This is a genomic window from Floridaenema aerugineum BLCC-F46 (genome assembly GCF_041929345.1).
Lineage (GTDB): Bacteria > Cyanobacteriota > Cyanobacteriia > Cyanobacteriales > Aerosakkonemataceae > Floridanema > Floridanema aerugineum.
Window position 1 is genome coordinate 37,105 of sequence record NZ_JBHFNQ010000013.1, and the last position, 13,794, is coordinate 50,898.

A 13,794-nucleotide genomic window follows, 5' to 3' on the forward strand; every position below is an offset into this window, starting at 1 on the left:
GGTAAGTTTGTGATGAACTGAAACAATTTCTCCAGAAAGTTAAAGAAGAATTAAGCAAGTTAGTAGTAAGGTTACTGTTTATTTTCCGTTACATTTCCACTACGGATTTACGTTTCTTAAGATATAGACCTCTGGGAAAAATCATGTAGAGACGTTGTATACAACGTCTCTACATTCTGCTGCATATCAGCCTTCTGCATTCTTACTATAAATCTAGCGATCGCGTTTGCTGATAAGTTTTTACTAATTTATTCACACATAGTTGAGGATTAGAACCAGAAGAATTCGCCTGTAACAAAGTATGTCTAATTTGATTTAACAACTCCTCCATTGCGATTGAACTAGGCAAAATATTAGTTGCCACATCACCCAAAGTTGCCGCCCAAAAATCTATCTTGTACGCAGATGTTTCCCCATCAGAAATACTTAATTTATGCAGATTATCTGTAGTCTCATTTGGAGATTTTCCTCCTTGTCTAACTAACACTAATGTTGGTGGTCTTTGGGCTACTTGGCGTAAATCACACAAAGCTTTTACTAAATTTGAATTTGCTGTACTATTACCTAAATCAATTAATAGCAAATCTACACTACAATGTTGCGCTTGTTGTAAAACTTCTGCCCAAGATTGACCAGTAACAACTTTCAAGCCAGCCGTTTGTAAATATTGAATTAAAGCTTGCAGCCATTCTGTCCGTTTTTTAGAGTTTACCCCTGGCGATCGATTTTTTTCCGGCTGTTCATTAGTAAACCTTTTCCCCAAGTCTGGCATAGTGGAAATATCAACCACCAAAATTGTTAATTTGCAGCCAATACCCGCAGCAACTTGAATTGCTTGTAGCAAAATATTAGCTTCTGGCAAAGCACCATTAATGCCCAAACAAGGATATACTTGTAAACTCGTATTTTCCTGTTTATTTCCCACTTGTAAAGCCGCCTGAGTCGTCGCTTCATCCATCGTCACTAACGGGAGACTAGCTAAAGCTTGGTATTCAATTAATTGTTCTAAATAACTTTGTGATTCAGCAATCTTACCCTCTAATAAAACTACATGAGGTTGCCAAATTCTCGCAAGCAATTCTGCTTGGACTAAATCATCAGCTTCTAGCACTCGATAATTATGTTGATGTAATAAGTTACTCAAATCAGAATCGAGATTTTGTGAGGAATTAGGACTGCGAATTCGCGACTCCACATTTCTCTCACCCGCATTTAAGCGCAGAATTGTCAAACTAGTATTCGTTGACTTTTGTTGAGAAATTTTAGCTGGTTGAGTAATTTTTTCTAAACTTTGTTTGAGGGGGTCTTGTTGCACTGGTAAAGACAAAAAGCCATCTGCACGTTTGCCATAAGCATATTCTTTTTCTCCTCTGCTAGCGGTGACAACTACAGGTATATGTTGAGTTTGGGGAGATGCTTTTAATAAAGTTAAAACATCCCAACCCGAAAGCAAAGGTAACAGGGGATTTAAGAATATAGCAAAAGGCTGTAATCTTCGGGCTTTTTCTAAGGCTTCAGTTCCAGAACGAGCAATTACAATCCGATAACCTAAACTAGAAAGTTGTTGGCTTAAATCTTCAATTAACCTGGGAATTGATTCCACAACTAAAACTAAGCGAGAAGAAATATTAGTAATCGATAAATTAGCTGTAGTATTAATACCAGTTCCATTAAATGCGAATTTTTCTCCTTTTCCTTCTGTTTCTATTTCCCATTGACTATTGGGAGGACTAGGAGGTAAAAGTAAAGTAAATTCACTACCGCTTCCAGGTTTAGAAGTAAAGGTAACATCTCCCCCATGCAACCTTGCTAAACGTTGGGTTAAAACTAATCCTAAACCTGTCCCTTCAAACTGGCGAGTTAAGGGATTTTCTAATTGTTGAAACTTCTGAAAAATTAAGTGTTGTTTGTCTTCGGGAATGCCAATACCAGTATCCCAAACTGTAAAAGCAATCCAACCTTCCCAGTAACTTACTCTTAAGCCTATTTCCCCTGTAACTTCGGTAAATTTTAGGGCGTTAGATAATAGGTGAACTAGCATTTGTCGCAGACGCATTTCATCGGCAATTAGGGTATCTAATCTCGATTCAATCGTTAATATAAACCTAGTTTCTGGTTCAGTAGAATTCAAGTCGTCAGGATCGGCACTTTTTCTGCTTAAATGAATTTGCCGAGATTGCTGATAAGCCCGATCGCACACCGCATGAATATCCACTGGTGCTAACATTAACTCTAGCTGCCCCGTTTCCATCCGCGTTAGGTCTAAAATATCATTAACAATAATCATTAAATGACGACCGCTTTGATGAATTAATCTGGTATAACGGGCTTGGCGATCGTTCAATTCTCCTAACACTTGATCCTTTAACAAACTCGACAACCCTAAAATCGCCGTTAACGGTGTTTTTAGTTCATGACTAATACAAGCTAAAAACTCATCTTTCAAACGGTTTAATTGCATTAAATCCGCATTTTTAGCCGCCAACTCCTTAGCTACTTGGTGCGACTCAGTAACATCCTGCGCCAACACCAACCACAAATCATTTGCTGATAAATTCTTAGGTGATTCTGCGGCTGTATTATCTCCTGTTTCCCCTAAAATATTCCTCGAAATTAAACTAGCCAACCGAAACTCATTCCCTTGAGAAAAATCAATTGATAAATTGGTTTCTGACAGCGCCAAATCTGGGTTATATAAAAGATTACCTAAAGGTATTTTCACAAACTGCCAAACTCTTTCCGTCCCATTTTGCATCGGACAAACACAAGTGCAGCTATCAGGATTATTCCCTAACTGGCACAACTTAGGTAAAGAAACAGGTGTAGCAAATCTTTCTTCTTCATTATCGATAGAATTACTTGCTTTCTCCGTGTAATAATGGACTTCGCGGTGAAATTTACCCTGTTCTTCCGAGGGCAAAAACTCTAATAATTCCGCAATTTCTTTTCGCAGCCAATCAGCATCTTGCAGGGAATCAAAATATTGTCGCCAAGCCAAATTTTGTTTGACTGATTGACCATTACCAGTTTGCAACATTAAAGGCAAAGGTAGCCTTTCTAAAAGTTGAATTAGGGAATTCAGCGTTGCTACTTCATCAGGTAAATTTTTCTGATTTGTTAATGCTACTCTAGCTAAATTAAGTGAGTCCTGATTTAATTGTTGTGCTGCCGAATCAGTAGCAATAAATTCCAACAAACGTTGAATATCCAGTAATCCTAAAAATTTCCCAGCCAAATTAACTAAACCTAAATCTTGAGTTTTGCCTAATCGGGAAATTTCATTTCGGAGATAGGGCCAAAATTCTCGCAAACTAAATTCCGCAGGTAAAGTAGTCAATGGGGTGAGGACAGAAAAATCTAATTCTGATAAAGGCAGGAGTAAACTGGATTTACTCCCTGTCCCCTGAGAACGAGAAGAAACAGCTTTTTGCGTCTCCGGTTTTTCAGGAGCAGTTGTTGACGAAGTATCCGGGGATTTTTTTCCCTTTTTTTCTCGCAGGTAAGGCAGTAAACTATACAAATGCAATACTCCTTTAGGAGTATCTTGTTCACTTACTACTACAATGCGATCGCACTGGTTGTGCTGGAAAATATCCAGTATCTTCCCCAAAGTAGTCCTCTGAGTACAACTGGGAACAAAAGCGATGAATTCTTTAACATCAGGGCTTGACATAGCGTAAGCTTTCTCGCTGACCGGGTACAACAGCTGGAATTGCCTCCCTCACTCAATTTCCGTAGTTAGTTTTTCTATTCCCTACTCAATGGCTACAGCGAGGGTAGGCGATGCCTCTGGTTTAGAGTGGAAGCAAAACTGTAGCAGGGCTAAAGTGAATCCGTATAGTTAAGCACGTTTTATTGAGCCTATATCAATTATGACCCCAGCGTTAAAATTACTTATGTCGGGGCAATTACAATTAATGACAATTCAACAAATGTTAGCTTATTGTTAAAGATTGTGTTGAATTATTGACACAAGCGCCTTCCTGAATCCAGGTCGGCATTATACAACAACTCTACCTTTATAGCGCAAAACAAGAGTGCGATTGTCACTTACTATCTGTACATTACTTGATTCTGAGACTCTAGCCCGATCGCTTCAGCATTATTTAAGCGGCGAACGCTACGTGCTGACTCAATATCGATCGCCTGCAGAGTTTTTCCAATTTGTGGAACAGGAAAAGCAAATCTTAGACTGCCTGATTTTAGAGGATGGCCCTGATTTACTGCCATTAGTTAATCAACTATACGCACAGGGAACACTCCTCCCATTAGCAATCTTAAAGCCTGATTCACCAGCCACAGAAAATAGTTCTCTTGCCCAGCCAGCACCAGAATCACCCGATTATCATCCCAGCCATGAAAACCGAGAAACTACAATTGCCGAAGCCCCAAAAAACCCTAGCAAAGAGCTAACATCGGGAGAAGGGAGCTTTTTTTATGACACTGCTGCTATCTATGTTTACCATAGCCAACTTAGCCAGATAACCCATTATATTGATCAGGCGATCGCTAACTTCCTCAAGCTCTCTTCAGTAGCCCCTTGGTGCGAAACTAACCCCGATGCTGAAACCATCCCAGAGGAAGAAAACGTTCTGCTTCAGCAGCAGCGCCGACTAGCTGAGAAACTGAAGGAGCGATTAGGGTACTTAGGTGTGTATTACAAGCGAAACCCCCAAAACTTTTTCCGCAACCTTCCTTCAGCAGAAAGACAAGAGTTCATCGAAAACCTTAAAGCCGCATATCGGCAAATCGTTTTAGAATACTTTGTCGGCAATAGCAATCTCAATCAAAAAATAGATGAATTCGTAAATGTAGCTTTCTTTGCAGATATTTCCGTTACTTATATCGTAGAGATTCACATGGAGTTGATGGATGAAATTTCTAAACAACTAAAACTGGAAGGGCGCGGCGATGAAATCCTCCTAGATTACCGTCTCACCTTAATCGATGTCATCGCTCATCTTTGTGAAATGTATCGACGCTCGTTACCAAAAGACTCTTGAAAACAAAGTTGTTTAAGTTTAGTCTATACCTCGGAACATTTTAAACAAAACTTGATTTATGAATCCGCTCAAAAAAACCTACGTTCTCAAACTTTATGTTGCCGGAAATACCCCAAACTCTGTGAGGGCTTTAAAAACACTAAAGAACATTCTTGAAGAAGAATTCCAAGGTGTCTACGCCCTGAAAGTGATTGACGTATTAAAAAATCCTCAATTAGCAGAAGAAGATAAAATTTTAGCTACTCCAACCCTCGCTAAAATCCTCCCACCCCCAGTACGGAAAATAATCGGCGACCTTTCCGATCGAGAAAAAGTCCTAATAGGCTTAGATTTGCTTTATGAAGAACTGCGAGAAGAAGAACAACTAGAACTATAGAGTATATTTTTTCATGTCTATAGCATCTCTATAGACCGTTTTATGGTAAGCTATAATACCGCCCTTGGTTTATAGTAATAAGTTTTATCTCTCCCTACTACTAGCGAAACAATGAGTAAAAGTAATCAAAATAAACAACCGAATCGAGTCAAAATAGGAGTTGAAAAAATTCGTACCCTGATCGAGGGATTTGATGACATCAGTCATGGAGGTTTACCAGTCGGTAGAACTACTTTAGTCAGCGGTACATCGGGAACTGGCAAAACCTTACTCGCTATACAATTTCTCTATCATGGCATCATTCATTTTGACGAAGCAGGCGTATTCGTTACCTTTGAAGAATCACCAACAGATATTATTAAAAACGCCTCCAGTTTTGGTTGGGATTTACAACACCTAATTGATGACGGAAAATTATTTATTTTAGATGCTTCTCCAGATCCCGAAGGACAAGATGTAGTCGGCAGTTTTGACCTTTCCGCCCTCATTGAAAGACTACAATATGCCATTCGTAAATATAAAGCTAGAAGAGTTTCTATTGATTCCGTAACCGCCGTATTTCAACAATATGATGCCGCCTCTGTAGTGCGCCGGGAAATCTTTCGCCTAGTCGCCAGACTAAAACAAGTTGGTGTTACTACAATTATGACCACAGAACGCGAACAAGAATATGGCCCTGTAGCGCGTTTTGGTGTCGAAGAATTCGTTTCCGATAACGTAGTAATTGTTCGCAACGTATTAGAAGGAGAACGCCGTCGCCGCACAATTGAAATCCTAAAATTGCGCGGTACCACTCACATGAAAGGCGAATATCCCTTCACAATTACCGGAGAAGGTATTAACATCTTCCCATTAGGAGCAATGCGTCTAACTCAACGTTCATCTAACGCCAGAGTCTCTTCCGGCGTAAGAACATTAGACGAAATGTGTGGTGGAGGTTTCTTCAAAGATTCAATTATCCTCGCCACCGGAGCTACAGGTACAGGTAAAACCCTATTAGTTAGCAAATTTTTACAAGACGCTTGTATGCGTGGCGAAAGAGCAATTCTTTTTGCTTATGAAGAATCTCGCGCCCAACTTTCCCGCAACGCTTATTCTTGGGGTATAGACTTTGAAGATTTAGAACAAAAAGGTTTATTAAAAATCATTTGTGCTTACCCAGAATCAGCCGGATTAGAAGACCATTTACAGATAATAAAATTAGAAATCGCTCAATTTAAACCTTCCAGAATTGCCATTGACTCCCTATCAGCTTTAGCCAGAGGAGTTAGTAACAACGCCTTCCGGCAATTTGTGATTGGTGTAACTGGATTTGCCAAACAAGAAGAAATTACAGGCTTTTTCACCAATACCACCGATCAATTTATGGGTTCACATTCCATCACTGATTCCCATATTTCCACCATTACAGACACAATTTTAATGCTGCAATATGTAGAAATTCGCGGCGAAATGTCCCGTGCCATTAACGTCTTTAAAATGCGTGGTTCTTGGCATGACAAAGGAATTCGAGAATATACTATCAGTGAAAAAGGCCCAGAAATTAAAGATACTTTCCGCAACTTTGAAAGAATTATTAGTGGTTCTCCCAGTCGGATTAGTGTTGATGAAAAAAGCGAACTCTCTCGGATTCTTAAAGGAGTGCAAGGTAAAACAAGTACCGATACAACCGAATAATATAACTGTCGGAAAGGAGTTTTCCCAAATCCAGGGAAAACTCAACTGTAGTCAATATCTCGATTCCCAATCCTCAATCTCCGTTCTCTATCACCATAAATATTATGATCAAAGAAATTGGGATAGAAAATTACAAATCAATTCAAGAGTTAAAAATTGAATTGGGAAGAGTCACCGTTTTAATAGGTGAAAATAGCTGTGGGAAAACTAATATTTTAGAAGCTATAGCTTTAAGTGCAGCCGCCGCAGCTGATAAGCTGGACAATGAGTTTTTAGCTTCTAGGGGGATGAGAGTTACAGATTCGCAATTTATGCGATCGGCTTTTAACACCGATAATTTAACCCAAGAAATTAAAATAACTTTGCAGTTTTACCCAGATAAAACTCTCACATTTAATTTACAGCACGATGGTAAACCCTACTCTAATTGGGTTTTGGTTAATTCAGACCAATTAAACAGTGACTTATCGAGAAAAATTCAAGCAATAGTTGATTTAATTCATAAAGATCCACTAAATTTTTCCCCTCAATCTAGAGAAGAAATTTATCAAGGTGTAAAAGCCTCATTTTTGGGACAAAACGACAAATATACTAACTTACTAAAAACATTTTTAATTTTTTCTCCCGAAAACTCAAGCTTACGCATTTTTAACGAAGAAGGTCAAATACAACCTTTAGGTATCAAAGGAGAAGGATTATTTAAACTCTTAACAGTTTTGAGTTTAGAAGAAAATCAAGCAAAGTTGCAAGAAATAAAAGACAAAATGCAGCTAATAGATTGGTTTGAAGATTTGGCAATTCCCCATAAATCTAACTTATCTCTGGGTGAAAGAGTAATTCAAATCAAAGATAAATATTTAGCACCTGAACTAGATTATTTTACTCAAAATAGTTCTAATGAAGGCTTTCTCTTTCTTCTATTTTACTTCTGTCTTTTTATCAGCGATGATACACCTAAATTCTTTGCTGTAGATAACATTGATGTTTCGCTTAACCCTAGATTAGCTCGTAGATTGGTTAAAGAATTAGTAGAATTAGCTAAAAGGTACAATAAACAAGTCATCTTCACAACTCATAACCCAGCAATTTTAGATGGATTAAATTTAGATGATGATGAACAAAGACTTTTTGTGATTTACCGCAATAAATTAGGTCATACTAAAGCCAGAAGAATTTTATCCCCGAAACCTTTAGAAGGACAAAAACCTGTAAGATTATCAGAAGCATTTTTGCGCGGTTATATTGGGGGATTGCCTAAGAATTTTTAATTATGATTACTTTTGGATTAATTACAGAGGGACTTACGGATCAGATAGTTATTGAGGATATTTTAAGCGGATATTTTAATACCGCCGATATCATTGTTAACCCGCTGCAACCAGAAAGAGACAAGGATGATGAAAATAAATCAGATTATGGCGGTTGGGCATTTTTAATACTGAAAAATTAAGCTATCTCTAGAATTTTATCTCGTTTCGGTTTCCAGTAAATCTTGAAGTTGAGTCAGCAAAACAGGGAGATTATTTTGCACCGTATTCCAAATAATCCTTAAATTCACCTGAAAATATTCATGGGCAATTACATTTCGCATATCGCCTATTAGCCGCCAAGGAATTTGCGGATAACGAGATTGTACTTCACTGGGAACATTAATTGCCGCTTCACCAATGACTACAAAATCATAGAGAATTGCCTTGATTAGCATTTCATTTTGCTGGAATTCCTCAAAAGTCATCCCGGCTGTGTAACGCTGAATACTGTTCCCAGCATTAATTATGTCTTGAATGCGGAGTAACCAATTTCTAGAAGGCACGAATTGATTCCTGTAACACAGTTTCTCGTAGATGTTCTCGTAAAGCGTCTTTAGTTCCCAAATCTACAGCATACCCTAAAATATCTTCTAAATAGTGCTGTACCCTAAATAATTCAAACAATCCTGCATCAATGGAAAATTCTACCAGAAAATCAACATCGCTATCTGAGGTTGCTTCATTTCTGGCAACAGAACCAAATAATTCTAGAGATTTGACTCCTAATTTCTCTAGCATTTCCCGATGTTCTGCCAATATTAATAATACCTGCTCTCGTTCCATAAGTTGCTGCTACTATCTATTGATTAATTGTCATAGAAGATGATGATGCTTAACAAAGATTATTCAATTTTCCGGTAAAATATATAATCCTGATTCAGTATTAGCATCAGGTAAAATTTCCTTACTACTTTTAACATTTAGACTTTCACATAAAGCGGCAAAATTTTGTAAACTGTCTAATCTTGCTGAAAGTTCGCTGAGAGTATCTAAATATTCAGCTACAGCTATTTGGCGATGTGTCCAAACTTCATCAAATTTAGAAGAACTGTAGGACATTTCCAACTCTACATCGACATTGGTTTTTTTGCGGCGAATTTGTTCAGGAGACAAGGCGCGATCGCTTGAGTAAATCTCGGTAATTCTTTCTACCCTTTCGGAAGTAATATATTTATTAAACCGAGAATGGGTAAACCGATAAGCCGTTGATAAATAAGAGTTTTCTTCACTGATTAATTCTGTTCCCCATTGTTGGGCAACTTGTTGAAACTTGGGAACTTCCACAGCTAGTAATTCTTTTGCTTCTTGATGTTGACCAATTTCTAGAAGCAGGTTGACTTCTGTGGCTGTTGCTACCGCCCAACCTTGAATAGAAACATCACTATTAAGCATAATTTCAGCATCTAATTCTGGGGTAGATTGCATGGCTTGATTAGATAAAAATAATCGAACTCTGGAAGCAACTTTTAAAGATTCTCTTGCTGATTCATTCGGGAAGCGTTTGCGATCGTCAAGTTCAGCAGTTAAAGCAGCAATTTCTTGAATTAACATTGCTTGATGCAGATGAGAAATCGCTTTAGCAAGGCTTTGTTGTTTTTGGCGGCTATCTTCTACTAATAAATAAAGATAAGCGAGTTGTCCTGAGATAGTATCTAAGCGATTTTCAACTCGATTTAACCCCGCTTCAACTCGGTTAAATCCTTCTTCCATCGACTGTTGAAGATCGCCTAAAGATTTTTGAATTTGGTGCAATTTATAGCCCATATAGGCAAAGCCAGCAATACTGACACCGAGATTTAAAACACTCGCACCCGCAGCAATTTGAGTTAACCCCATGACTGAGGATAAGGTTTGCTCAATGCCGATTAATTTATGATAAGTCATTCCATGACCGATAATATCAATTCCTCCTAAGATGGGAGAAAATGGAAGAGTCGTTATTTTATGAGTTAACCCAGGAGTTTCAGCTAAATGACGGATAATTTGACCCGCATTTTCTGTTAAGCTAAAAGCTTTATTAACTTGCTCTTGGATAGTTGCTAAATTAGTCCGATCTTGAACTGATTTTAGTCCAGGTAAATCAATCAATTCAATTCCTATACCTTTTGGTAAACCTAGAAAAGAGCGATCGCAACCTGGTAAAAGAGGAACATAAGCGGCTATTTGTGGAGCAACATACTCCCGCTTTTTACGTGCATCATGATAGCAGTGCATAACTGCGCGAATCCGCTGGTATAAATCCTCATCATTTAATCCCGTCCACTCACCCGTATCCCAAGCAGCATCCTCTGTTTGTTCAATAATTAATCTCTGTTTTTCAGAATGTTTGAGCGTTAGCACTCCCCCACTCATTTCCCCTGCTTCAATCGGGGCAATTTTTCGACCAATGAGTGCATTAACGATCGTTGATTTTCCAGAAGATGTTGTCCCAATAGTAGCAATCCGAAAACTAGGATTCTCTAGTCGTTGGACTGCTTCTTGATAAACATTTAAAAAATCTCTTAGGCAAGATTTAATGCTTTGATCTTCAAAAACATCAGGGGATGAGTTGACTAAAGTAGAGACTGAGTTACCTAATTCTTGTAACAGGCTACGGGTGTTGTTTAACTTAGTTTCTATATCAAGTTCCATTTGAGTTTCTCTCTACATTGCTGTTAAATTCGATCGATCGCCACCACTTCCAATACATATATAACAGTATAAACCGCTTCATTGTTTATGATCGCACTAACTACCCAAACAGCCAAAACGCCCTAAATTCAATAGTTTCTCAAACTTCCCAATAAAAATACACAGGTCACTAACCTGTGTCCAACAATCAAATAATTAACACTAAAAAATAAAACGAGCACGGAGGGATTTGAACCCCCGACACCCAGGACCGGAACCTGGTGCTCTATCCACTGAGCTACGTGCCCAAACAATATGCTGATTATAGCACTTTCTTTGCTTATAAATTCAACAATTGCATTAAGAATCGGGGGGCAGGCAAAATGATTAACAACAGTAGCGCTAAGGAAAGTAAGCCGAACAAATCTCGCTTGTTGTCTAATTCTGTGACATCATTGAGTGCTGGTTCATCGAACACAGGCATCAAAAACAGGAATAATGCCCATAAGAGGAAATCTCTAGGGATGAGAGTTACTTGGAAAAGTATCGGCATTAACGAGACGAACAGCAGTAGCAAGCGAGCAAGCTGACCAATGGCAGCAGCTTTTCTTTGTCCGAACATAGCATGGACGATGTGCCCGCCGTCGAGTTGTCCCACTGGCATTAAATTTAAGGCTGTGATGATTAAACCAATGTAACCAGCTACGGCTACTGGGTGAAGATTAATTGCGGATTTAGAGGTGAGTTCGCTACCGATCGCTAGTTTACTTAAGATGGCTAGCAAAATCGAAAAATTGGGAATTAGGGCATCAAATTGTAATATTCCTGTCCTTTCTGGCAGGGGAACAACGCTAGAATTAGCCAATCCCCAGATTAGCAGGGGTAAGGTAACGATGAAACCTGCTAATGGGCCTGCAATTCCCACATCGAATAAAGCTTTGCGGTTGGGTACGGGACTTCGCATTTGAATAAATGCGCCAAAAGTTCCCAGGAAAAAGGGGATGGGAATAAAATAGGGCAGTGTGGTGCGAATTTTGTAGCGTTTAGCCATTAGGTAATGACCCATTTCGTGAACACCTAAAATGGTCATTAGTGCTAATGAATATGGTAAGCCTTTGATTAATAAACTGGGGTCAGATTGGAGAGCTTTGACGGTAACGCCTGCGATTTCTGTACCAATGACAGTGGTGGTAAAGAGGGTAATTAACAATAATGCTAAGGCTAAACCGGGTCGGTGCAAATTGGCGTTGCTACGCTTAACATCGGGGTGGGCTTGGGGGTTAGGAACTAGGGCAAAAAAGGGGTGTTCGGTGAAACTATCTTGAAAGATGACGAAAAAGCGATCGCCAAACTTAGCTTCAATATTACTGCGAATCGTCCGATATGCCTCTTCCGATTTAGTTCGCAAATGTCCCCGACAAATTACCGCTTGTGGGTGGTACTCTAAGTCTTGCAGGTAGTAAACTGACCAAGGGAAACAATCCCGCAGTTGTGCTTCCTCTTCTTTATTGATGGGGCGTACTTTTGCCGCTTCGGCATCAGCTGGCTTAGCTGTTTCCGGTGTTTTGGAGTTATTTGTTGTCTCATTCGCTTTCGCTTGCGGTTGTATTCTTCCCTTTTGAATCAGGTAAGTGTACAAAATTAACGAAGCAAAGAACACACCAATTAACAAAAATGCTGGCATTGGTCGATTTCTGCCATAAGCTAAAATCCAACCAGTCCAAACGAACGGTGGTGCCATCATCACTAACCACAATAACCAAATTGGCGTTGTGGTGATGCCAGCGACACTACGCTTCACGATAAAGTAAGTAGCTATTCCCAGTAATACGAGCAATATGAGAATCATATTATGTCCAAACTAGCAAGGGCTGTCTTGGACACTATTTCTGCCTTTCCACCCAATCGTGATACGTTGGGAGCAACAGCCTACCTTATTGTAGAAAACCAAACCCACATTTTGATCGATTGTCCGGCTTGGGATCAAGAAAATCAACAATTTTTACAAGATCAGGGCGGTGTTTCTTGGTTAATCATCACTCATCGCGGTGGTATTGGCAAGGTTAAGGAGATTCAAGCAGCTTTCGGTTGTCAAGTTTTAATTCAAGAACAAGAAGCTTATCTTTTGCCTGATTTAGAAGTAACGACTTTTGAGCAAGAGTTTAACCTCACTCCTCAAACTCAAGTTATTTGGACACCTGGACATTCTCCTGGTTCTTCCTGTGTTTATTCGAGTGTTCAAGGAGGTGTATTATTTTCTGGTCGTCACCTGATACCAAATCAGCAAGGTTTGCCTGTGCCTTTGCGAACTTCTAAGACTTTTCATTGGCGGCGACAACTGCGGAGTGTGGCTTGGTTGCGCGATCGCTTTGACCCAGATACGCTAAACTACCTTTGTCCCGGTGCCAACACTGGCTTTCTCCGGGGTAAACGAGTGATCGAGCAAGCTTATCAACATCTAGCCGCCTTAGATTTAGAAGCTTTAAAACAGGCGACAGTAGAGTTTCTCGTTTAGAGAGTTTTGAATCCTCTCTCCTACTCCCTTGGCTCCCCTGCCTAATCCTCTTCTGCTTCTTCTGCTAAATCACCAATTCCCAGTTGTGTTTTAGAAGCTTGTAGCTGTTTCCAAAGTAAACGGATTTGATCGTAAGCTTCTTCTGGTGTCAGCTTACCATTTGTTTGTAAAGCGCAGATATAAGTGACTCGCTGGGCGAATTCTTGCAAATTTGCATTAAATGCCAAATTTTCCGGCTTAAATTCTCCGTGATAGCGACCTCTGGGATAAAGATAGTCTTGTGAGTCTGTCATTTTGGCTATT

The 13,794-nt window shown here is 39.3% G+C and carries 12 protein-coding genes and 1 tRNA gene; 6 read left to right on the plus strand and 7 right to left on the minus strand.

Features of this window, described 5'->3' with window-relative positions; all coding sequences use genetic code 11:
- Window positions 1–205: 205 nt before the first annotated feature.
- Complete coding sequence (locus ACE1CC_RS01285) at window positions 206–3,673, minus strand: ATP-binding protein (protein ID WP_413268667.1); 3,468 nt, start codon at window positions 3,671–3,673, stop codon at window positions 206–208.
- A 364-nt stretch (window positions 3,674–4,037) separates the two neighbouring features.
- Between ACE1CC_RS01285 and ACE1CC_RS01290 the strand changes: the two genes are divergently transcribed.
- The 5 genes from ACE1CC_RS01290 to ACE1CC_RS01310 all read left to right on the plus strand — a co-directional run bounded on the left by ACE1CC_RS01290 (window position 4,038) and on the right by ACE1CC_RS01310 (window position 8,506).
- A complete protein-coding gene (locus tag ACE1CC_RS01290; protein WP_413268668.1) occupies window positions 4,038–5,003 on the plus strand; it encodes a circadian clock protein KaiA in 966 nt (321 codons plus the stop codon).
- A gap of 58 nt (window positions 5,004–5,061) precedes the next feature.
- Window positions 5,062–5,379: a circadian clock protein KaiB gene (kaiB, locus tag ACE1CC_RS01295; RefSeq protein ID WP_073594531.1), complete on the plus strand. Its 318-nt coding sequence runs from the start codon at window positions 5,062–5,064 to the stop codon at window positions 5,377–5,379.
- 111 nt (window positions 5,380–5,490) lie between these two features.
- Window positions 5,491–7,056, plus strand: coding sequence for a circadian clock protein KaiC (gene kaiC / locus ACE1CC_RS01300; RefSeq protein ID WP_413268669.1), 1,566 nt, complete (start codon window positions 5,491–5,493; stop codon window positions 7,054–7,056).
- Window positions 7,057–7,160: 104 nt separating this feature from the next.
- Window positions 7,161–8,324 carry an AAA family ATPase gene (locus ACE1CC_RS01305; RefSeq protein ID WP_413268670.1) on the plus strand — a complete coding sequence of 388 codons (1,164 nt, stop codon included), beginning with the start codon at window positions 7,161–7,163 and terminating at the stop codon, window positions 8,322–8,324.
- Window positions 8,325–8,326: 2 nt separating this feature from the next.
- On the plus strand, window positions 8,327–8,506 hold the full coding sequence (locus ACE1CC_RS01310; RefSeq protein ID WP_413268671.1) for a hypothetical protein: 180 nt from the start codon (window positions 8,327–8,329) through the stop codon (window positions 8,504–8,506).
- 15 nt (window positions 8,507–8,521) lie between these two features.
- On the opposite strand, the gene ACE1CC_RS01315 is transcribed toward ACE1CC_RS01310, so the two are convergent.
- The 5 genes from ACE1CC_RS01315 to ACE1CC_RS01335 all read right to left on the minus strand — a co-directional run bounded on the left by ACE1CC_RS01315 (window position 8,522) and on the right by ACE1CC_RS01335 (window position 12,825).
- Entirely contained in the window at window positions 8,522–8,869 is a 348-nt protein-coding gene (locus ACE1CC_RS01315; protein ID WP_413268672.1) for a HepT-like ribonuclease domain-containing protein, read from the minus strand.
- Window positions 8,859–9,149 (minus strand): nucleotidyltransferase family protein, encoded by a 291-nt coding sequence (locus tag ACE1CC_RS01320; protein WP_413268673.1) that lies wholly within the window; start codon window positions 9,147–9,149, stop codon window positions 8,859–8,861. Before ACE1CC_RS01320 ends, ACE1CC_RS01315 begins: the two co-directional genes overlap by 11 nt.
- A 63-nt stretch (window positions 9,150–9,212) precedes the next feature.
- Entirely contained in the window at window positions 9,213–10,997 is a 1,785-nt protein-coding gene (locus tag ACE1CC_RS01325) for a dynamin family protein (protein WP_413268674.1), read from the minus strand.
- A gap of 214 nt (window positions 10,998–11,211) precedes the next feature.
- Window positions 11,212–11,284, minus strand: a tRNA-Arg gene (locus ACE1CC_RS01330).
- Between the two features lie 32 nt (window positions 11,285–11,316).
- The gene (locus tag ACE1CC_RS01335) at window positions 11,317–12,825 is read right to left on the minus strand and encodes a site-2 protease family protein (protein ID WP_413268675.1); all 1,509 of its coding nucleotides are present in this window, start codon (window positions 12,823–12,825) and stop codon (window positions 11,317–11,319) included.
- Between the two features lie 3 nt (window positions 12,826–12,828).
- On the opposite strand from ACE1CC_RS01335, the gene ACE1CC_RS01340 reads away from it, so the two are divergent.
- Window positions 12,829–13,491 (plus strand): MBL fold metallo-hydrolase, encoded by a 663-nt coding sequence (locus ACE1CC_RS01340; protein ID WP_413268676.1) that lies wholly within the window; start codon window positions 12,829–12,831, stop codon window positions 13,489–13,491.
- Window positions 13,492–13,532: 41 nt separating this feature from the next.
- Here the strand turns inward: ACE1CC_RS01340 and ACE1CC_RS01345 are convergent, their stop codons facing one another.
- On the minus strand, window positions 13,533–13,784 hold the full coding sequence (locus ACE1CC_RS01345; RefSeq protein ID WP_413268677.1) for a DUF7219 family protein: 252 nt from the start codon (window positions 13,782–13,784) through the stop codon (window positions 13,533–13,535).
- Window positions 13,785–13,794 lie beyond the last annotated feature (10 nt).